We start from the raw sequence: 19970 nt of genomic DNA, 5'->3' as shown, positions 1-19970 counted from the left end.
CAGGGGAGTATATGACCAGAGCACGCAGCATGCCCGCCCCCGACGTCTCCGCATTCACCCACAGCCACCAGTTCAACCACGTCGACGCCACGGCGGAGCGCAACACGCGGCGCGTGGTGTACATCACGGCGGCGATGATGGTGGTGGAGATCGCGGGCGGCTACTGGCTGAACTCGATGGCCCTGCTGGCCGACGGCTGGCACATGAGTTCGCATGCGCTGGCGATGGGACTTTCGGTGATGGCCTATGCGCTGGCCAGGCGCTACGCGAAGGACGGCCGCTTCGCCTTCGGCACCTGGAAGATCGAGATACTCGGCGGCTACAGCAGCGCCCTGCTGCTCGCCGTGGTTGCCGCGCTGATGATGGTGCAGTCGCTGGAGAGGCTGTTCGTGCCCGCCACGATCCACTACGACGACGCGATCCTGATCGCAGTGCTCGGCCTGGGCGTCAACCTTCTGTGCGCATGGCTGCTGAAGGGCGAGCACCCCCACGCGCACGGGCACGCGCATGGACACGATCACGGCCACGGGCACGACAACCATCATCATGACGTGAACCTGCGCGCGGCCTACCTGCATGTCATCGCGGACGCGGCAACTTCCGTGCTGGCCATCGTCGCGCTGGTCGGCGGCAAGCTATACGGTGCTGCCTGGCTCGATCCGGTGATGGGCATCGTCGGCTCGATCCTGGTCGCGCGCTGGGCGTTCGGCCTGCTGCGCGAGTCCGGCAAGATCCTGCTGGACGCCGAGATGGACCAGCCGGTGGCCGATGAAATCCGCGACGTGGTGCGCGATCAGTTCGCCACGGCGGCGGTCAGCGACCTGCACGTCTGGCGCGTCGGCCGCGACAGCTACGCCTGCATCCTCGGTCTGGTGGCCACCACGCCGATCAGCGCCGAGGAAGTCCGCCAACAACTGGCCATCCACGAGGAACTGGTGCACGTGACGGTCGAGATTGCGGCGGCCTGAGGCAACCACTCGGCATCCACGTTGCGGATGCGCGGCGCGGGCATCTATCCGCCCTGCGAGACACGCGCCACGCTTCCGAAGAGACGGACGAAAATGACGGCGGCGCAGGAAATACCCCTCGCCGCGCTGCCGCCATCCCGGCGGCCCCTGCCGGGTGCTCGCCAGGGCCGTTTCACGGCAACCCCGTCGCGGCTGTTCAGCCCTGGGCCTGGTCGAGCTGCTGCATCTTGAGCGCGCGCTGCACGCCGGCGTCGGCGCGCATGCGTCGCTCGAATGCCTGCAAGTTGGCGAGGCCGCCAAGGTCGACGTTTACCGCGTGGGTCCAGCGCAGGGTGACGAACAGGTAGGGGTCGGCAATGGAACGCTCGCCGGCCAGCCAGTCGCGTCCTTCCAGGTGCTTGTCCAGCCGCTCGAACCAGGTGCGCAGCTGCTGGCGCGCGGCGTCCTTGCTCTTCTCGATCATCGCCTCGTCGCCAAGGTAGCTGGTGGCGCCGAACAGCGGTTTGAACGCCGGGTGCACGTCGGAGTTGATCATTGCCAGCCAGCGGTTCACCTCGGCGCGGCCGCGCGGGGTGGGTTCGCCGCCCAGCTTCGCGGCGGGGAACTTGTCGGCAAGGTAGTTGAGGATGGCGGCGTTCTCGTTGAGCGCCCAGCCGTCTTCGACGAGGATCGGCACCTGGCCGTTCGGGTTCAATGCGCGGATCGCCGGACTCGCCAGATCATTCTTCTGCAGCAGTTGCAATTCGTAGGGCCGGCCGATCCATTCGAGCACGATGTTGGCGCCCAGCGCGCACGAGCCGGAAAAACTGTAAAGCTTCATGGATGTCTCCTTGGGTGAAGCGGACGTCGCGTGGCAGACGCGGCGAGATGGCGTGCAGCAGCACGTCCTGTCCAGATGCCGGCGGCAGCGGCGAACTTCAAGCCGCCGTCGGGGCCTGGGCCGGCGGTTGCCACAGTTCGATGCGGGTGCCTTCGGGATCGGTGATCCAGCCGAAGCGGCCGAACTCGCTTTCGTCGACGCGCTCGTCCACCTGGACGCCATCGGCGCGCAATTGCGCCAGCAGCGCGTCGAGGTCGTCGACGCGGAAGTTGATCATGTACGACTGCGGGCCCGCGCCGAAGTAGCTGGTGGCGGCCGCGAACGGCGACCACAGCGTGTAGCCGGGCCGCTGTTCGTCCTCGTCGAAGCGCACGCCGCCCCATGCCTCGGCATCCAGGCCGAGATGTTTCGCGTACCACGCCGCGAGCACGGCGGGATCGCGCGACTTGAAGAAGATGCCGCCCAGTCCGGTGACCTTGGCCATGTCGTTGTCCTGTCGCGTCGGATGTTCCGGCCCATCGTATCCCGGCGCGTCACGGGCAGGGCGGGCGCTGCCCGCCGCTCCCCGGCCATGCAGATAAGGGGGAGAGTATCAACAAGGACAGGACAAGGAGCTCTCATTGCCTTCGTCCCCTTGTTCCTGTTCCGGAGACCTCAAGCCGCCGCCGGCTCAGGCCTGCATCCTGATTGCCGGTTCGCGAAATGCGGGTCAACGAGCCGCGCCCTGTTCCCGTATCATCTGCGCCGCCCGCCTCGACCTCGGTACGAATGGAATCGGATGAAACGCAACAAGCTCGTCACGCTGGCAATCCTGCTCGCCGTTCCCCTCGCCGCGTGCATGCAACCGCAGGATGCCGGGGAAGCACCACCGGCAAACCCCGCCAACAGCCCTGACCTGTCGGAAGCCTGCAGTTCGGTCGATGCCGAAACCGGTGCGCTTGTTCCCTTTGCGCGCCTGATCCAGGTGCACGTGGAATTGCGCTACCGCGTCGACTACCTCAACGAATTCAACGACAACGACGGCACCGCAAGCAATCGAACCGAAATGCACGCGCTCGTCCAAGGCTCCGCAGACCTGCTCGCCTGTACATGGAAGGAGTTCGGCTACAACCAGTACATGTTCCATCCAGCGCGCGAAGACGAACTGCCTCCCTTTCCCGCCCCTGCGTCCGGCACGGTGAGCCTGAAGGGCCTGCGCACCGGGCGTGCCGTGGTACACGGCGAAACCATCACCACGAAGGAAACCGTGCAGGCCAGCGGCAAGCTGCGGGGGATCACGCTGTCCGTCCCCACCCGCGATGGAACCATGCCGGACGGCGACGGCACCTGCATTGAAGTGGGTTTTGATGCGCCGATGTCCGGCAACTGGACTCTCGATGTCGCAAGCACCGATGGCACTCGCAAGCATGAGGAGAGGTCGCCGGAGTCGCTGGAAGGCAGCGTCTATTCGGCCTTTGCCGTCAGAACCTACGACACCGGCGAATCCGAGTTCATCAATCATTCGCTGACGCTCTGCGATGGCCCGCGCAACCGACCCGACCAGATGACGCAGGGTCTGCCCGCCGGCGGCATGACGATCAGTCCGGACGAGTCCGTGTGGACCCGCAGCGGCGAGTGGGTCGGCCACAACACGGTACCGGCCGAGCATCGCTACATCGACTTTTCCCTCAAGGTCGTGCCTCGAACCCTGCCATATCCGAATCCGTAGCTGCCCGGGCAACACGACGGCTGTCAGGGCGTGCCGGCAGCCAGCGCGGGTCTTCGGCCGGGTCTGTGAAGCAAAGGCTGGCGGGCGGCGCCCGCCCTACGACGGCAGGTCGAAGAAGGCTTGCACGTCAGCCAGCTCGCGGGTGCGCGGCATCGGCGGGACGCTGGCGAGGAACAGCTTGCCGTAGCCCTTGCCGGTGAGGCGCGGGTCGCACAACACCAGCACGCCGCGATCGTGCACGCTGCGGATCAGCCGGCCGGCGCCCTGCTTCAGCGCGATCACGGCGCTGGGCACCTGCCAGCCCATGAACGGATTGATGCCGGATTGTTCGAGCGCGGCGAGGCGCGCCATCAGCACCGGATCGTCGGGCGCGGCAAACGGCAGCTTGTCGATCACCACCACGCTGAGCGCCTCGCCGACCACGTCGACGCCTTCCCAGAAACTGGCCGCACCGAGCAGCACGCCGTGGCCGCTGGCGCGGAACTCCTCCAGCAGCCGTGGCCGCGGCGCGCTGCCCTGCACGAACAGCGGCCATGGCACCTTGTCCTGCAGCAGCTCGGCGGCGCGGCGCAGTGCGCGGTGCGAGGTGAACAGCAGGAAGGCACGGCCGTTGGAGGCCTGCAGCACCGGCAGCACCGCCTCGATCACCTGCTCGGTGTAGTCGCGTGCGTTCGGGTCGGGCAGGCCAGCGGGCAGGTAGCACAGCGCCTGGTGCGCGTAATCGAACGGGCTGTCCAGGCTCAGTGTCTGCGGCTCGTCCAGGCCGAGCTGGCGCGCGAAGTGGTCGAAGTTGCCGGCCACCGACAGCGTGGCCGAGGTGTGGATCCACGCCGCCTGGGTGCGTTCGCGCAGGCCGCGCATCGGCGCGGCGAGATCCAGCGGCGTGGCGTACAGCGCGAAGCCGCGCGGGAAGGTTTCGTACCAGCGCACGTCCTGGTCGCCATGCGTCTCGATGATGCGCTCCAGCCGCCCGCCGAACAGCGCGGCGCGTTCGTGCAGGTTGGCGAAGCCACGCGAGCGCTCGGCCTGCGAGGCGAGCAGCTCGGCCAGCGTGGCCAGCAGTTCGCCCAGTTCGTGCAGTGCGACGCGCACCTCGGCGCGATCCTCCAGCAGCGCGAAGGCGCCGCGCGAGGGCAGCGGCTCCAGCGCCAGGCGCAGCTTGCGCAGCGCGTTCTGCAATGCCTCGACCGGTTCCAGCAGCAGGCCGATCGCGCCGGTGATGCCGCTGCATTCGGTCAGCGCGTCCTGCGCCATGTCGGTGAGCTGCCGCGCGCTGATGCTCTGCGAGAAGAACTGGCCGGCCAGCTCGGGAATCTGGTGCGCCTCGTCGAGGATGAAGGCCGTCGCGCCCGGCAGGATCTCGCCGAAACCTTCCTGCTTCAGCGCGAGGTCGGCGAACAGCAGGTGATGGTTGACCACCACCACGTCCGCCTCCATCGCCTCGCGGCGCGCCTTGAACACGTGGCAGTCCTCGTAGAACGGACACTCCACGCCGAGGCAGTTTTCCGCGGTGGAGGTGACCCGCGGCCACAGCGGCGACTCCTCCGGCACCTCGGCCAGCTCCATGCGGTCGCCGCGGCGGGTGCGCGCGGACCAGGCGCGGATCGTCGCCAGCTGCGCGGCCTGCGCCGGCGCCAGGCTGCCGCCATCGCGCACGGTCTGGTCGAGCCGGTACAGGCAGAGATAATTCGCGCGACCCTTCAGCAGCGCCGTCTTCAGGCGTGCGCCCAGCACCGAGCGCACCTTCGGCAGGTCACGGAAGTACAGCTGGTCCTGCAGCGACTTGGTGCCGGTGGAGATGATCACGCGCTCGCCCGACAGCAGTGCCGGCACCAGGTAGGCGTAGGTCTTGCCGGTGCCGGTGCCGGCCTCGGCAACCAGCGTGTCGCGCCCGGCGATGGCCTGCTGCACTGCCCGCGCCATCGCCTGCTGGGCCAGCCGCGGCGCGAAGTTCGGCAGCTCGCGGGCGAACGGGCCGTCGGCACCGAGCAAGGCGCCGACGTCGTCGTCGGACACGGTGTCGTCGGGAGCGATCATCCGCCGATTATGGCCGAGCGACTGCCGTCGACAAAGCGGCGCGGGAACCGCGACGGTGGCCGGCGCATCCACTGGCATGCCACCCGCCCGCCACTCCAAGGAGGCAGCCGTGAGACTGTTCGCACCCGAAACCGCACCCGTACTCGACCTGGTCGACATCCACGGCCAGGCCATCGCGACCAGCCAACCCGGTCGGCTTACCCTGCTCTCGTTTTTCCGTGATGCGGCCTGCCCGTTCTGCAATTTCCGCATCTACGAGCTGACCCAGCGGCACCAGGAATTGTCCGAGCGCGGGCTGGACGTGGTGGCGGTGTTCAGCGCCTCGCAAGCCGAGGTGCTGCGCTTCGCCGGCCACCGCCCGCGGCCGTTTCCGCTGGCGGCCGACCCCACCTCGCGTGCGCACGAGGTCTACGGCATCGAGCGTTCGCTATGGCGCAAGTTCAAGGCGATCGTGACGCGGGTGCCGACCCTGATCCGCGGCCTGCGCCTGGTCGGTTTCGCCGGCCTCAACACCGGCAACCTGATGCCGGCGGATTTCCTGATCGACGGCCGCGGCCGCATCGTGGAGGCCTACTACGGCCGCGACGCCGGCGACCGGATTCCGCTGCAGCGGGTCGAAAGCCTGCTGCGGCAGGATCGCAGCCGCCGCGCGGCGTAGCCCGGGGCCACTGGCGAGAAGCCGCGGCTGGATTCACCATGCGCCCACCATCGCCGGAGGAGTACGTCGTGACGACCGAACTTTGCATGCTGCTGTGGAGTGTGGTGCTGGGGCTGGTGCAGATCGCCCTGGCGGCGAGCTGTTCGATCGGCCAGCGCGGGCTCGGCTGGATCGCCAGCGCGCGCGACGAGGTGAAGCCGCCGTTGACCGGCGTCGGCGGACGGCTCGATCGTGCCCGCGCGAACTTCCTGGAAACCTTCCCGTTGTTCGCCGCCGCGGTGCTGGCCGCGCAGGTGATGCAGCAGCACGACCCGCTCACCGTGCTCGGTGCGCAACTTTATTTCTGGGCACGCGTGCTCTACGTGCCGGTGTATGCCGCCGGCATTCCCTACCTGCGCACGCTGGTCTGGGCGGTGAGCCTCGCCGGCATCGTGTTGTTGCTGGTGGCGCTGCTCTGAGCGGCCGGGGCCCCGCCGCTCAATACCGGGGCACACCCGCCTTGCGGCACTGCTGCACCCACTTGCGCGCGGTCGACGCGCCGACCGTGTCGTTCGCCTGCAAGCGGGTCTCGACGATGGTCTGCCAGTTGCGCGCGCACAGCGGACCAAGGCGCGGGCCCAGCGTCCACGACTTGTGCGCCAGCTTTTCGGCGCGCACGAAATTCTTCAGCCGAATCGCGATCTCGGCGCGCTCCTGCAGCAAGTCGGGCGCATCGGGGCTGATCTGCAGCGCCTTGTCCAGCGTGGCGGCGGCGGCAGTGTAGTTGCCGCTGCGTTCGTCCTGTTCCGCCTGGACCATCAGCGCATCCACGGCCGGGTCGCGCAGCGGCTTCACGTCGATGACCGAATCGTCGTGCGCGCCGGCGGCACGGATCGCCGCCACCGCGTCATGCTCCGGTGCGGCCGCCGGCGCTGGTGCCGGCGAGGAACGAAACAGGCTGCAGCCGGCCAGGGTGGCAAGCAGCGCCGACAGCAGCAGCGGCGCGAGGCGTCGGGAAGTCATGGGCATGGTCACGGCGTGGTGGTCGAGGGAGCGGGGGTGGCGGTGTCGCCGCCGAACAGGCTTTGCCAGAAGCAGCCCTCGGCATCGGCCGGCAGGCTGCCGGCGACCACCGGCACCTGCTGCGCGCCCTGGCATTGCGGCTCGGTGCGGCGGCCATCGGCGGGGTTGATCCAGGCCATTTCCAGGCCCGGTCCCGGCGCGGCGGACAATGGCGTGGTGGGCAGCTTGGCGAACAGGTCGCGCCAGGCGCGCAAGCCGCCGCTGGCGCCGAACAGCGTGGTCGGCTTGTTGTCGTCGCGGCCCATCCAGAACACCGCCAGGTGGTCGCCGGTGAAGCCGGCGAACCAGCTGTCGCGCATGTCGTTGCTGGTGCCGGTCTTGCCGGCGGCGTGCAGCGAAGCCAGCGCGGAGTTGCCGATCGCGCTGGCGGTGCCGTACTCGGCCACCTGCTGCATTGCCCAGGTGGTCAGCCGCACCGCCTCCTGGTATTCGCCGGGACCGGGCTGCACCTGGTAGCGCTTGATCGTGCGGCCGCTGCCGTCGAGCACGCCGCGCACCGCCAGCAGCGGCAAGGCGTGACCATCCGCCGCCAGATACTGATAGAGCTGCGCCACCTGCAGCGGAGACAGGTCCAGCGCGCCGATCAGCAGCGAGGGACTTGGATTGACGTCGGTGAGCCCGAACGATTCGAGGAACGCACGGATGCGCGGCAAGCCCACCGCCATGCCGAGGTGGATCGTGGCGAGGTTCCACGAATGCGCCAGCGCGTCGACCATGATCAGCGGGTCGTGGCTGCGGTGGTCGTCGTTCTGCGGCGTCCACATGCTGCCGTTGGGCTGGCGCATGCTGATCGGGCTGTCGTCCATCATGCTGGCCAGGTTCCAGCGCTCGGGTTGGGTCAGCGCGACCAGGTAGACGAACGGCTTGATCGTGGAGCCGATCTGCCGGCGGATGTCCAGCGCGCGGTTGAAACCCGGCTCGCCCGGATTGCGGTTGCCGACCACGGCAAGCACGCTGCCGGTGTGCGCATCGGTCACCACCGCCGCCGCCTGCACGCCGTCGCCGCGCTTGCCCAGGCCCTTGAGCGAACTGGTGATCGCCTGCTCGGTATACAGCTGCGCGGCCGGGTCCAGCGTGGTGAAGATCGACAGGTTGCCTTCGCGCAACGCCTTCTCGTCGAAGTCGGTGGTGATCTGCTTGCGCACCAGATCCATGAACGCGGGGAAGCGGTTGTGCGGCAGCTGGCCGTTCTTGATCACGTCCAGCGGCGCAGCCTGGCCCGCATTGAGCTGCGCGGCGCTGATCAGGCCGGTGTCGAAGAACTCCTGCAGCACCAGGTTGCGCCGCGCCAGGGCGCGCTTGGGTGCGCGGCGCGGGTCGTAGTAGCTCGGCCCCTTCACCAGGCCGACCAGCAAGGCGATCTCCTGCGGCCGCAGCTCCTGCAGCCGGCGCCCGAAATAAAACTCCGATGCGGCGCCGAAACCGTGCACCGCCTGCGCCCCCTGCTGGCCCAGGAACACGTCGTTGACGTAGGCCTCCAGGATGCGCCCCTTGCTGTAGTGCGCCTCCAGCAGCAGCGACATCAGCGCCTCGTTGATCTTGCGCGTCAAGGTCTGGTCGCGGCTCAGGAACAGGTTGCGCACCAGCTGCTGGGTCAGCGTGGAACCGCCCTGCACGGTGTGGCCGGCACGCAGGTTGGCCAGCGCCGCGCGCGCGATCGCGCCGAAGTCGATGCCGATGTTGTTCTTGAAATTGCGGTCCTCGACCGACTGCAGGCCCTTGACCAGCAGCGGCGGCACGTCGCGCAACTGCACGAAGCGTCGCTCCTCCTGGCTGGCGCCGTACAGCGTGGCGATGCGCGCCGGGTCGAGATGGGTCTGCTTGATCGGCTGCTTGTCCGCCGCGGTGTGCACCGAGGCCACCTCGCCGCCGCCCAGGGTCACCACGATGCGCTTGGGCAACTCGCCGCCGTCGGGGCCGGCGTAGCCACGCGAGGAGATCGTGTAGCGGCTGCCCTGCTTCATCCAGCTGCCGGGCACCTGGCCCTTGCCGTCGTGGCTGTAGCCGGCGAAGGTCAGTTCCAGTTCCAGCGCGGCGCTGGTCATCGGCTCGCCGGCCTGCAGCGGCAGCGGCCGCGCATACACCCGCGTGGGCACCGCGAACACCAGGTCGTTGAAACGATCCTGCACGCGCTTGTTGAGCACCAGCACGTACGGCAACACGAAACCGACCAGCAGGCCCAGGCCGATCCAGCACGGAATGCGCAGCCACGGCCAGCTGCGGCGGGCGAGGGAACGGGTACGGTCGAGGAAGCTCAAGGGCGGCGGAATCCGGCGATCAGGTTTCCCGATGATAGGGCGTGCATCCCGGCGCGCCCATGAACGCCGCGGCGGTTTTGCGGGCAATTCCCGGGCATGTGGATGGTAGGGCGGGCACTGCCCGCCGGTTTTGGGCATGCCTTGGCGTTCCGGGCGGCGGGCCATGCCCGCCCTACGCCGGTGGCTGCCACGTCCCCGCATCCGGCCGAAACGGCCGCGGGTGAATGCCCAGCAAGCGCTGCAACTCGCCGTTGTCGGCGACCAGATCGCGGTCCAGCCGGCTCAGCGGGCCACGCAGCGGCGGGCACGTGCGAGCAAGCAGCCGCAACAACCAGGCGGGCAGCGGCACTGTCACGGTGGCGCGCGGCAGGCTGTCGCGCACGCGCGCGAACATCTGCGGATACGGCAGCCGTTCGCCGCCGCCGATCGGCACGATGCGTCCCGCCGAGGCGGGACAATCCAGCGCGGCCAGCACTGCCTGCGCGACGTCGTCGGCATGCACCGGCTGGCGCAGGCCACGCGCGGCCGGGATCGGAAACAACCGCGTGCGCAGCGCACGGCGCGCGATCGGGGTGAGGCTGCGATCGAGCCCGGCGCCATACACCAGGGTTGGCCGCAGCACGGTCCACGCGCAGCCGTGGCGGGCGCAGGCGGTGGCCAGCGCAGCCTCGCCCTCGCGCAGCTGGCGCGCGATCGCGCGCTCGGCCGGCACCACCGAATCCCGCTTGCTTTCGGCGCTCATCGAACTGGTGGCCACCACCCTCGGCGCGCCGACCAGGCTGGCATGGGCCAGCCATTCGGCCAGCGCCAGCAAGGGACCGAAACTGATGATTGCCGACAGTTCGGGCAACGTCGGCATGTCGTGCGGCAGGGTACCGCGCAGCCACTGCACCCCGTCGCGCGCGGGCCGCGGATGCCGGCTCAGCGCCAGCACCGGCTCACCGGTGGCGCGCAGGTGCGGCAGGAGGAAGTGGCCGATCTGGCTGCTGCCGCCGACGACCAGCACCGTCATGTCGGCCTCACGGATTGCCTTGCAGTCGCGCGGCAAGCTCGGTCACGCGCGGATGGTTGGGCGCCAGCTTGCGCGCGCGCGCGAGCGACTGGCCGGCGCCGATGCGGTCGCCGCCATCGAGCTGCTGCTGGGCCCGATCGACCCAGGCGCTGGCCAGCTGGTTGCTCAGCCCCAGCTGTGCCGGATCGCCCGGCGCCAATTCGCCCAGGTTGGCCAGCATGTCGCCGGCCTGCTTCAGCTGGCCGGCCGCGAGGGCCTGCTTGAACAACTGTTCGACCCGGCCCGGCAAGGCCTGCAGGCCCTGCCGCGCAAGCACGTCGTTGCCGTCGATCGCCAGCGCGCTGCGGTACAGGTCGTACGCGCTGTCGCCGGGCGGCATCATGATGTTGCCGCTGGCGGTGGCCTGCTGCGCGCGCTGCACCAGTTGGGCCACGGCTGCGCTTTGCTGCGGCGACAACGCGGCGGCGACTACCGGGGCCTCGTCGGCCGCGTGCACCGTCTCGGCGGGTTCGTCCGCGGGTGGCTTGCTCGCCGGCGGCTTGCTCTGCAGCCGCGCGCGGGCGGCGGCCAGATCGGCCGACTTCGGCGCCAGCGCATTCGCCTGGCCGAGCAGTTTGGCCGCCTGCGCGCGATCGCCGTCATCCATCGCCGCATTCGCCTGCACGGTCAGCGCCTGCGCCACGTCGCCCAGCCCGGCCTTGGCCTCCTCGCTGTCCGGATCAAGCGCCAACGCAGCCCTGAAGTGCGCCAGCGCGGTGTCGTCGCCGGAGCCGGCGATGCGGCCGTCGCGCAAGGCCTCACGGCCCTGGGCAATGGCATCCTTTACCGCGCCATCCTGTTGCTGGCGCCGTTGCGCCTGCAGCGCGCGCAGCGCCGGCAGCGAGCCGTTGTTCGGCCGCAGCGCGGCGATCTGCAGCACCAGCGGATCGGCCTTGGCCAGGTCGCCCGCCTCCAGCGCGTCGTGTGCCTGCACCGCCAGCGCGTTGGCGACCTGGTCCAGCCCGTGCGCGGCCACTGCGTTGTCCGGGTCGGTGCGCAACACGCGCTGGTAGAGCGCGCCGGCGCCGTCGGCACCATCCAGCTTGCCCTGTGCCAATGCCTGCTTGGCCTGGTCGACCAGGTCGCCGGTGTGCATCTGGCCCGCCTGCGCCTGGCGGATGAGCATGTCGAGGCGATCCACGTCGCGCCCGCCCCCGAGCAGTTCGCGGGCGACCGTGGCGCGCTGGGTGGCCTCATCCAGCCGGCCTGCCTGCAGCGCTGCATCGGCTTGCGACAACTCGGCCTGGCCAACCTGGCGCAGGCCGTCGCGGGCGCGATCGTTGTCCGGCTCGCTGGCCGCCACCTGCTGGAACAGTTCGCGCGCGCTGGTGCCGTCCTCGCCATCCAGGTGGCCCGCGTCCAGCGCCTGCTGCGCCTGCGCCAGCACGCTGTTGAGGTCGGTGCGCGGCAGCATGCCGCGCAGCCGGTTCTGGCTGAGCCAGAGCGCCGCGCCGAGCGCGACGACCAGCAGGATCAAGATCGGCAGCAGCCAGCCGCGACGCCCGCGCGATGCCGCGGTGCGAATCCCGCGGGCACGACGCCTTTCCACGGTGACCCGCGGCAGGCCATCGGCAGCGGACGCGCGCGGCTTGCCCTCCACCTGATCGAGGTCGCCCAGGGTGGGCTCGCTGCGGTTCGGTGGCCGGGCATCATGCGGGTTGCGGCGGCTGCTCATGATTCATGGCACTGGCGATAAGCGGTCGCAGCTTAACATCGCGCGACCGGACGGCCCGGCCTGCGCGATACCGGCGTTCAGCGTCCAGCGCTGCTGGCGAGGGCGGCGCGGCGCCCGGCACCCCGGCGCCACGCTAGGCGCTGATGCGGCGCACTTCGGTGACGTTGGGCAGCGCCAGCAGCTTGCCCAGCAGGGTGGACAGCTGTTCGAAATCGCGCACGCGCAGGGTGTAGCGCATCTCCACTTCGCCGGTCTGCGGGCGCGAGCGGCTGGACGAGGCGATGATGTGGGTGCCGGCGTTGCTGATGAGGTTGGTGACGTCTTTCTGCAGCTCCTTGCGGTCGTAGCCGCGCAGTTCGATGTCCACCTCGTAAGCCTGGCTGGCGACGTGGCCCCAGCTCACCTCGATCACCCGGTCCGGGTCGCGCCGCGCGAGCCGCGCCAGGCTGCCGCAATCGGCACGATGCACTGAAACGCCGCGGCCCTTGGTGATGTAGCCGCGTACCGCGTCGCCCGGCAGCGGCTGGCAGCAGCGCGCCAGCGTGGTAAGCAGGTTGCCGACGCCTTCGATGCTCAGCGCGCCCTGGTCCAGCGTGGCCGGCCGCGCCGGCGGCGGTGCCGGCGCGGGCGGCGGCGGTTGCACGGACTCCTGCAGCACGCGGGCGATCTGGCCGGGCGTGACCTCACCCAGTGCCAGCGCGATCAGCAGCTCGTCCTGCGTCTGCAGGTGGAATTGGGCGGGCAGCTTGCCGATGTCGGCGGCGGGCAGCGCCAGGCGCTTCAGTTCGCGCTCGAGCATGGCGCGTCCGACGCCGAGGTTGGCGTCGTGCGCGATGCGGCGGAACCACGCGCGCACCTTGTCCTTCGCCCGCGCGGTGTTGAGGTAGCCATGGTGCGGCGAGAGCCAGTCGCGGCTGGGTTCGGCGACCTTGGTGGTGAGGATCTCCACGCGGTCGCCGCTCTGCGGCTGGAAGGTCAGCGGCACGATGCGGCCGTTGACCTTGGCGCCGCGGCAGCGGTGGCCGACCTCGGTGTGCACCAGGTAGGCGAAATCCAGCACGGTGGCGCCACGTGCCAGGTCGAACACCTCGCCCTTGGGAGTGAGCAGGTAGACGCGGTCTTCCAGCAGCTCGGTCTGCAGCTCGGCGGCGAGGTTGCTGTCGTCGCCGCTGCGCGGCTCCAGCAGCTTGCGCATCCAGGCGATCTTGGCCTCGAACTCGGCGTCGCTGCCGCCACCCTCCTTGTAGCGCCAGTGCGCGGCCACGCCCAGTTCGTTGGCGCGATGCATCTCGTGGGTGCGGATCTGCACCTCCAGCGTCTTGCCCTGCGGCCCGACCACCGCGGTGTGCAGCGACTGGTAACCGTTGGGCTTGGGTCGCGCGATGTAGTCGTCGAACTCGTTCCGCAGGTGCGGCCACAGCGCGTGCACCACGCCCAGCGCGGCGTAGCAGTCGGTGACGCTGTCGACCAGCACGCGCACCGCGCGGATGTCGTAGAGGTCGGAAAAATCCAGCGACTTGCGCTGCATCTTTTTCCAGATCGAGTAGATGTGCTTGGGCCGCCCCGCCAAGTCGGCCTGCAGGCCGGCGGCGTCCAGCGCCTGTTTCAGCTCGTCCAGCGACTGGCGGATGAATGCCTCGCGATCGACGCGGCGCTCGTCGAGCAGCTTGGCGATGCGGCGATAGGTGTCCGGCTGCAGGTGGCGGAACGCCAGGTCCTCCAGCTCCCATTTCAGTTGCCAGATGCCGAGCCGGTTGGCCAGCGGGGCATGGATGTCGCGGCTCAACCGCGCCAGCGCGGCAGCCTGCTCCGGCGGCAGCCATGCCGCGGCGCGCATCAGCGCAAGCTGGCGCGCCAGCAGCACGAACACCACGCGCAGGTCGCGCACGATCGCCAGCAACAGCCGGCGCAGGCCTTCGGTCGCCCCGCCGGGTGCGCGCTGCGCGTGCAAGGTCCACACCTGTTCGGCCGCCTGCTGGCCGGCGACCAGGCGCTGCACGTCCGCCGGCAGGCCCGGGCCGCGCGCAGCCCACAACGCCGGATCGACGCGCGCCAGCTCGAACCACAACGCCGCCGCCTGGGTCGACGCGTCACAACCGAGCATGCCGAGCAGGTCGAGGGTGTCGCCGCACTCGGCCTGGTCGACCGGATGCTCGCCGCAGGCCTCCAGCGCATCGGCCAGATCGGGTGACAGCGTGTCGGCGCGCTTGCGCCATGCGGCGAGGCTGCCTGAATGAGTGCGCGGGGCCATGATGGCGGCCATTGTAGTGGCATGGTCGCGGCGGGCGGCCTGCGGCGCTTGGCCTCGGGCCGCTTGGCGGGCAGAATCGGGATTCGCCATTCCGGCTTCGAGGAAATCCCCATGTCCTTCCGCGCACGCTGTCTCCCGCTGTTGCTGGCCCTCCCGTGCTGCGCCGTGTACGCGCAGCAGACGTCCGGCGACCTGCAGCAACGCATGAGTCCTTCCGAGTTCAAGGCCGCTGGCCTGGACAAACTCTCGCCGCAGGAACTGCAGAATCTCGACGCCTGGCTGCGCACGCACGCCAAGACCACCACCAAGATGGTCAGTGCCAGCGGCAAGCCGGTGTTCTACGCGAGCGATGCCAAGCGCGAGAAGATCGAGACCCGCATCAAGGGCCACTTCGACGGCTGGAGCGGCAACAACGAGTACACCCTGGACAACGGACAGGTCTGGCGGCAGATCGGCTCGGACAATGTGTCGTGCATGACTGCCGACAATCCCTCGACCAAGGTCAAACCCTCGATGATGGGCAACTGGCTGATGTACGTGTCCGGCTGCAACGGCAGCGTGCACGTGGAACGCGTGCGCTGATCCGGTCGGTCAGGCGAGCGCGGCCAGCGCCTTCGCCAGCCGCTTGGCCGACACCGGCTCGGCGGTCTTCAGCTCCTGCGCGAACAGCGACACGCGCCATTCCTCGATCAGCCAGCGCAACTCGGCCAGTTCGGCCGGGTCGCCGCCGGCGGCGCGGTGTTGCAGGTACGCGCGCCAGTACGGCAGCACCTGCAGCATGCGTTGCTGGTCCTTCGCCGGGTCCTGGCGCAAGCGTTCGCCACGCAGGCGCATCGCCTTGAGGTAGCGTGGATAATGCGCCAGCCGTGAAGGCGGCAGCTCGCGCAGGAAACCGGGCACGAGCAGCGCGTCGAATTGTTCACGCAGGTCGTCGTAGCTGGCGCGGGCGAAGCCGAGCAGCGGCGGCTCGAGCCAGGGCTTTGCCTCGGCCTGCGCCTCGATGATCGGCTCGGCCAGCTTGAGCCGCTCGACGCCGGCACCGAACAGTTCGCGCGAACACTGCGTGCGCAGCGCCTCGAACGCGCCGGCGGTACGCACGTCCAGTGCGTGGCGTTCCAGCAGATCGGTGAAGCCGCCTTCGAGCAGGTCTTCGCGCAGGCCGTCGACGCCGCCGAGCGGCGCGTATTTCAACGCCAGCGCGTTGCCGATCGGCAATCGCCGGCGCGCCTGCTTCGCCTCGCTGGCCAGTGCGTTGCGCAGCAGCCGCACCACGCCGGCGGCATGCGCCACGCGCGCTTCGTCGCTGCGCTCGAATACGCGCAGCGCCACCGTCTCGCCCAGGTCGACCAGGGCCGGAAACGCGGTGAGGCCGGCGTCCGAACGCACCTGCGCAGGGATCGCCTCGAAATCCCAGCTGGCCACGTCTTCGCGAGTCAGCTCGATATCGGTCTTGCGCGAGAACGCCTCACGCGCCTGGCCTTCCCACTGCCCACGCAGCGCAGCCAGGTCGCGGCCAGTGGCCAGCTTCTTGCCGCGTTCGTCATGCAGGCGGTAGCGCATCAGGAAATGCGGCGGCAATTCGATGCCGGCGAACTCGCCGGCGCCGATGTCGACGCCGGTGGCGCGTTTCAGGAAGGCGGCCAGCGCCTTGACCAGCGACTCGTCGCGGGGCGATTCCGCCTCGGTGAAGGCGCGCGCGAAATCCGGCGCCGGCACGAAGTTGCGGCGCAGCGCCTTGGGCAGGCCGCGGATCAGTTCGGCCACCTTGTCCGCCAGCAGGCCCGGCACCAGCCACTCGCAGCGCGCCGCGGGCAGCGCATTCAACATTGCCAGCGGCAGTTGCAGGGTCACGCCATCGGCCTCGTCACCCGGAACGAAGCGGTATTCCAGTTTGTATCTCTGCGGCACCTCGATGGCGGCGGGAAACGCCTTCGCATCCAGCGCGGCACCAGCGCCCATCACGTCATCCAGCGACCAGCGCAGCGCGGCCTGTTCGGCCGGTCGGGCCTTGCGATACCACGCGTCGAGCGCACGCGAGCTGGCGATCTCTTCGGGCAGCTTGCCCTCGAAGAACGCGACCAGTTCGTCCTCGTGACGGATCAATCCTTCGCGGCGCTGCCTTGCCTCGATGCCCAGCGCCTCTTCCAGCACGCGCTGGTTCGCGCGCACGAAATCCGCGGCCGCTCCTGCGCGTCCTGCGCCCGCGGCACTTGACCGTCCATGATCGGCGCCGTCGATGTCGCCGCGCACCAGCGCCTCGCGCAGGAAGATCGCGTGCGCCAGCGCGGGGTCCTGCTGCTGGAAGGTGACCGGCCGCTTCTCCACCAGCACCAGGCCGAACAGGCTGACCTGTTCGTACGCCACCACGCAGCCGCGCTTCCTCGACCAGTGCGCGTCGCGGCAACTGGTGCGCAGCAGGTGCGCCGCCTGCTGCTCGATCCACAACGGCTCCACCCGCGCATTCGCCATGCCCCACACGCGGCCGCCCACGTCGAGGATCTGCGCGGAGAAGATCCAGTTCGGTGGTGCCTTCGACAGGGCCGAGCCGGGAAACACCTGGAACTTGCGCTCGCGCGTGCTCTGGTAAATGCCCTTCTCGTCCTTGCGGCCGACCTGGGTGGGCAGGCCGGCCAACAGGCTGCGATGGACCGCCTCAAAGAGGCGATCCATCGCAGCTTGCTGATCAATAACTCGCTCTTCGCGTTCGCCGCCTCTCCCCTCCGGGGAGAGGATTGCGACCGCAGGAAGTCCCCTTTTCGGGAAGGTGAGGGGCGGGTGCTCGCGCGAAGCCTCCCTGCCTTTGCTTTTCTTTCCGAGCTTTGATGCACCAGCCTGTGAAGTCTTCCGCGACCCCGCTCCCTCACCCCAACCCTCTCCCCGCAGGGGAGAGGGAGCAAGGCGCCAGCCCAGCTCTTCAACGACCAGCAGCAACTGCCGATGCAGCTCGCGCCATTCGCGCATGCGCATGAAGCTGAGGAAGTGCCGCGAGCACCAGTCGCGCAGCTTCGACTGGGTCAGTTCCTCGTGGGCGTCGTGATAGGCCCGCCACAGGTTCAGCACGCCGATGAAGTCGGACTTCGGGTCGGCGAACACGGCGTGCGCGGCGTCGGCCTGCTGGCGTGCGTCGCCGGGACGCTCGCGCGGGTCCTGGATGCTGAGGAAGGCGACGATGACGAGCAGCTCGCGCAACGCATGCAGTTTCTCGCCCTCGACCAGCATGCGCGCCAGCTGCACGTCGATCGGCAGCCGCGCCAGCGTGCGGCCGATCGCGGTGAGCCTGCGCGCCTCGTCGATCGCGGAAATTTCGGTGAGCCGGCGGAAGCCGTCGGCGATCACGCGCGGGTCGGGCGCTTCCAGGAACGGGAACTCATCGACCTCGCCCAGCTGCAGCGCCAGCATGCGCAGGATCACGTTGGCCAGCGACGATCGCAGCAGCTCCGGATCGGTGAACGCGGCGCGGCCGGCGAAATCGGCTTCGTCGTAGAGGCGATAGCAGACGCCAGGTCCGACGCGGCCGCAGCGGCCCTTGCGCTGGTCGGCGGCGGCCTGCGAGATCGGTTCGACATGCAGCCGCTCGAGCTGGCTGCGCTGGCTGTAGCGCTTGACCCGCGCGGTGCCGGTGTCGATCACGTAGCGGATGCGCGGCACCGTGAGCGAGGTCTCGGCGACGTTGGTGGCCAGCACCACGCGGCGCTTCACGCCGGGCTTGAACACGCGGTCCTGGTCGCCGGCGGAAAGCCGCGCGTACAGCGGCATGATCTCGGTCTCGCGGTATTGCCGGCGCGACAGCAGCTGGTGCGCGTCGCGGATCTCGCGCTCGCCGGGCAGGAACACCAGCACGTCGCCGCGCGGATCGTCGCGGGTGATTTCGTCGAGCACGGCGGCGATGTGTTCGGCGCTGCCCTGCTGCATGCCCTTGCCTGCGGCTTCCACCGGCCGCCAGCGCAACTCCACCGGGTACGCCCGTCCTTCCACCTCGACCACCGGCGCGCCGTCGAAGTGTTCGGCAAAGCGCGCGGTGTCGATCGTCGCCGAGGTGACGATGATCTTCAGCTCCGGCCGCTTCAGCGTCAGACGCTTGAGGTAGCCGAGCAGGAAGTCGATGTTGAGGCTGCGCTCGTGCGCCTCGTCGATGATGATGGTGTCGTAGGCGCTCAGCCACGGATCGCCCTGGGTCTCGGCGAGCAGGATGCCGTCGGTCATGAACTTGATCAGGCTGCGCTCGGACACCTGGTCGTTGAAGCGCACCTGGAAACCCACGACCTCGCCCAGCGGCGTGCCCAGCTCCTCCGCCACGCGGCGCGCCACCGAGCGCGCGGCCAGCCGACGCGGCTGGGTGCAGCCGATCATGCCCGCTTCGCCGCGGCCGGCGGCCAGGCACAGCTTCGGCAGCTGGGTGGTCTTGCCCGAACCGGTCTCGCCGGCGATCACCACCACCTGGTGTTCGCGGATCAGCTTGACGATGTCCTCGCCGCGCGCGCTGATCGGCAGCGACTCGTCCAGCCGGATTTCGGGCTTGGCCGCGGCACGGTCGCGGCGTCTGGCCGCGGAGCGCTCGATATCGGCGGCCAGCGCCCCCATCTTCTTTTCGTCTGGTCGGCGCGACAGCGTGCGCCAACGTCCCAGCAGGCGACCGAAGTCGCGACTGCACACCGCATCCAGCTGCCGGCGCAAGGTGCGCAAGCCTGGATCGGCAGCGGGATCGGATGCGGGCGCGCAGTGGTCGTTCATCGAACTGCGCATGATAGCCGGTGGCACGCCTCGACCCGATAGTCGGCGACTATCGCCAGCATCCGAAGGATTCATTTCCCGCGCGAGCGCCGAGCCACTACCGTTGATTCATTGCATCCACCCCCAAAGGAGCACGCCATGGCCATTTCCATCGGTATCGCCAAGAAGGATCGCGAAGCGGTCGCCAAGCACCTGTCCAAGCTGCTGGCCGATACCTACTCGCTGTACCTGAAGACGCACAGCTTCCACTGGAACGTCACCGGCCCGCAGTTCAACAGCCTGCACCTGATGTTCGAGACCCAGTACAACGCGCTGTGGCTGGCCGCCGACGAGGTCGCCGAGCGCATCCGCACACTGGACGTGTTCGCGCCCGGTTCCTACAGCCAGTTCGCCAAGCTCAGCTCGATCAAGGACGAGCCCGGCGTGCCGGACTGGCAGGAAATGGTCGGCCAGCTGGTCGAAGGCCACGAGATCGTCGCCGCCACCGCCCGCGACGCCCTCAAGACCGCCAACGCCGCCGGCGACGACGGCACCGCCGACATGGTCACCGGCCGCCTCAAGGAACACGAGAAGACCGCCTGGATGCTGCGCTCGCTGCTGCGTTGACGCCCGCGCGGCATGAACGAAGAAGGCCCGTCGATGACGGGCCTTCTTCGTTGGTGACGACGCCGCAACTCCCACCCCGGATCCACACCTGCCCCCGGCTGCGCGGGGACGCTGCGGTCAGTCAACCCGGCAGGCCGCCGATGGT

15 protein-coding genes are annotated in these 19970 nt (G+C 69.3%); 6 read left to right on the top strand and 9 right to left on the bottom strand.

The window, feature by feature from the left end; genetic code table 11:
- The first annotated feature begins 29 nt into the window (after positions 1 to 29).
- Entirely contained in the window at positions 30 to 968 is a 939-nt protein-coding gene (gene dmeF / locus ACVCMG_RS14045; RefSeq protein ID WP_447115420.1) for a CDF family Co(II)/Ni(II) efflux transporter DmeF, read from the top strand.
- A 196-nt stretch (positions 969 to 1164) separates the two neighbouring features.
- Here dmeF and ACVCMG_RS14040 read toward each other — a convergent pair whose 3' ends face one another.
- On the bottom strand, positions 1165 to 1788 hold the full coding sequence (locus tag ACVCMG_RS14040) for a glutathione S-transferase family protein (protein ID WP_447106643.1): 624 nt from the start codon (positions 1786 to 1788) through the stop codon (positions 1165 to 1167).
- 97 nt (positions 1789 to 1885) lie between these two features.
- A complete protein-coding gene (locus ACVCMG_RS14035) occupies positions 1886 to 2272 on the bottom strand; it encodes a VOC family protein (protein WP_447114401.1) in 387 nt (128 codons plus the stop codon).
- 294 nt (positions 2273 to 2566) lie between these two features.
- On the opposite strand from ACVCMG_RS14035, the gene ACVCMG_RS14030 reads away from it, so the two are divergent.
- Positions 2567 to 3496 (top strand): hypothetical protein, encoded by a 930-nt coding sequence (locus tag ACVCMG_RS14030; RefSeq protein ID WP_447114400.1) that lies wholly within the window; start codon positions 2567 to 2569, stop codon positions 3494 to 3496.
- Positions 3497 to 3592: 96 nt separating this feature from the next.
- Here the strand turns inward: ACVCMG_RS14030 and ACVCMG_RS14025 are convergent, their stop codons facing one another.
- Positions 3593 to 5533: an ATP-dependent DNA helicase gene (locus ACVCMG_RS14025; RefSeq protein WP_447114399.1), complete on the bottom strand. Its 1941-nt coding sequence runs from the start codon at positions 5531 to 5533 to the stop codon at positions 3593 to 3595.
- Between the two features lie 109 nt (positions 5534 to 5642).
- Here ACVCMG_RS14025 and ACVCMG_RS14020 point away from each other — a divergent pair, with 109 nt between their 5' ends.
- Positions 5643 to 6191 carry a redoxin domain-containing protein gene (locus ACVCMG_RS14020; RefSeq protein ID WP_395120063.1) on the top strand — a complete coding sequence of 183 codons (549 nt, stop codon included), beginning with the start codon at positions 5643 to 5645 and terminating at the stop codon, positions 6189 to 6191.
- Positions 6192 to 6259: 68 nt separating this feature from the next.
- Positions 6260 to 6649: an MAPEG family protein gene (locus ACVCMG_RS14015; protein WP_395120064.1), complete on the top strand. Its 390-nt coding sequence runs from the start codon at positions 6260 to 6262 to the stop codon at positions 6647 to 6649.
- Positions 6650 to 6668: 19 nt separating this feature from the next.
- Here the strand turns inward: ACVCMG_RS14015 and ACVCMG_RS14010 are convergent, their stop codons facing one another.
- The 5 genes from ACVCMG_RS14010 to ACVCMG_RS13990 all read right to left on the bottom strand — a co-directional run bounded on the left by ACVCMG_RS14010 (position 6669) and on the right by ACVCMG_RS13990 (position 14488).
- Entirely contained in the window at positions 6669 to 7199 is a 531-nt protein-coding gene (locus tag ACVCMG_RS14010; protein WP_447114398.1) for a tetratricopeptide repeat protein, read from the bottom strand.
- Between the two features lie 2 nt (positions 7200 to 7201).
- Positions 7202 to 9511, bottom strand: a complete 2310-nt coding sequence (mrcB, locus tag ACVCMG_RS14005) for a penicillin-binding protein 1B (protein ID WP_447098183.1) — start codon at positions 9509 to 9511, stop codon at positions 7202 to 7204.
- A 172-nt stretch (positions 9512 to 9683) separates the two neighbouring features.
- Complete coding sequence (locus ACVCMG_RS14000; protein ID WP_447114397.1) at positions 9684 to 10523, bottom strand: SDR family oxidoreductase; 840 nt, start codon at positions 10521 to 10523, stop codon at positions 9684 to 9686.
- A gap of 7 nt (positions 10524 to 10530) precedes the next feature.
- Positions 10531 to 12237, bottom strand: coding sequence for a hypothetical protein (locus ACVCMG_RS13995; RefSeq protein ID WP_395120068.1), 1707 nt, complete (start codon positions 12235 to 12237; stop codon positions 10531 to 10533).
- A 133-nt stretch (positions 12238 to 12370) separates the two neighbouring features.
- Positions 12371 to 14488, bottom strand: a complete 2118-nt coding sequence (locus ACVCMG_RS13990; protein ID WP_447114396.1) for a RelA/SpoT family protein — start codon at positions 14486 to 14488, stop codon at positions 12371 to 12373.
- Between the two features lie 111 nt (positions 14489 to 14599).
- On the opposite strand from ACVCMG_RS13990, the gene ACVCMG_RS13985 reads away from it, so the two are divergent.
- Positions 14600 to 15070 (top strand): hypothetical protein, encoded by a 471-nt coding sequence (locus tag ACVCMG_RS13985; protein WP_395120070.1) that lies wholly within the window; start codon positions 14600 to 14602, stop codon positions 15068 to 15070.
- A gap of 9 nt (positions 15071 to 15079) precedes the next feature.
- Here the strand turns inward: ACVCMG_RS13985 and hrpA are convergent, their stop codons facing one another.
- On the bottom strand, positions 15080 to 19219 hold the full coding sequence (hrpA, locus tag ACVCMG_RS13980; protein ID WP_447114395.1) for an ATP-dependent RNA helicase HrpA: 4140 nt from the start codon (positions 19217 to 19219) through the stop codon (positions 15080 to 15082).
- Between the two features lie 138 nt (positions 19220 to 19357).
- On the opposite strand from hrpA, the gene ACVCMG_RS13975 reads away from it, so the two are divergent.
- Positions 19358 to 19825, top strand: a complete 468-nt coding sequence (locus tag ACVCMG_RS13975) for a Dps family protein (protein WP_395120072.1) — start codon at positions 19358 to 19360, stop codon at positions 19823 to 19825.
- Positions 19826 to 19970: the final 145 nt, after the last annotated feature.

It is taken from the genome of Rhodanobacter sp. UC4451_H18, from assembly GCF_052978225.1.
Note: the sequence above shows the minus strand (reverse complement) of the source record. Positions and strands in the feature narration are given on the sequence as shown.

Excerpts from the sequence above, each read along its gene's own strand:
- ACVCMG_RS14010 (WP_447114398.1), bottom strand. The coding sequence starts at position 7,199 with ATGCCCATGACTTCCCGACGCCTCGCGCCGCTGCTGCTGTCGGCGCTG.
- ACVCMG_RS13975 (WP_395120072.1), top strand. The coding sequence starts at position 19,358 with ATGGCCATTTCCATCGGTATCGCCAAGAAGGATCGCGAAGCGGTCGCC.
- ACVCMG_RS14000 (WP_447114397.1), bottom strand. The coding sequence starts at position 10,523 with ATGACGGTGCTGGTCGTCGGCGGCAGCAGCCAGATCGGCCACTTCCTC.
- ACVCMG_RS13990 (WP_447114396.1), bottom strand. The coding sequence starts at position 14,488 with ATGGCCCCGCGCACTCATTCAGGCAGCCTCGCCGCATGGCGCAAGCGC.
- dmeF (WP_447115420.1), top strand. The coding sequence starts at position 30 with ATGCCCGCCCCCGACGTCTCCGCATTCACCCACAGCCACCAGTTCAAC.
- ACVCMG_RS13985 (WP_395120070.1), top strand. The coding sequence starts at position 14,600 with ATGTCCTTCCGCGCACGCTGTCTCCCGCTGTTGCTGGCCCTCCCGTGC.
- hrpA (WP_447114395.1), bottom strand. The coding sequence starts at position 19,219 with ATGAACGACCACTGCGCGCCCGCATCCGATCCCGCTGCCGATCCAGGC.
- ACVCMG_RS14030 (WP_447114400.1), top strand. The coding sequence starts at position 2,567 with ATGAAACGCAACAAGCTCGTCACGCTGGCAATCCTGCTCGCCGTTCCC.
- ACVCMG_RS14035 (WP_447114401.1), bottom strand. The coding sequence starts at position 2,272 with ATGGCCAAGGTCACCGGACTGGGCGGCATCTTCTTCAAGTCGCGCGAT.
- ACVCMG_RS14025 (WP_447114399.1), bottom strand. The coding sequence starts at position 5,533 with ATGATCGCTCCCGACGACACCGTGTCCGACGACGACGTCGGCGCCTTG.
- ACVCMG_RS13995 (WP_395120068.1), bottom strand. The coding sequence starts at position 12,237 with ATGAGCAGCCGCCGCAACCCGCATGATGCCCGGCCACCGAACCGCAGC.
- ACVCMG_RS14040 (WP_447106643.1), bottom strand. The coding sequence starts at position 1,788 with ATGAAGCTTTACAGTTTTTCCGGCTCGTGCGCGCTGGGCGCCAACATC.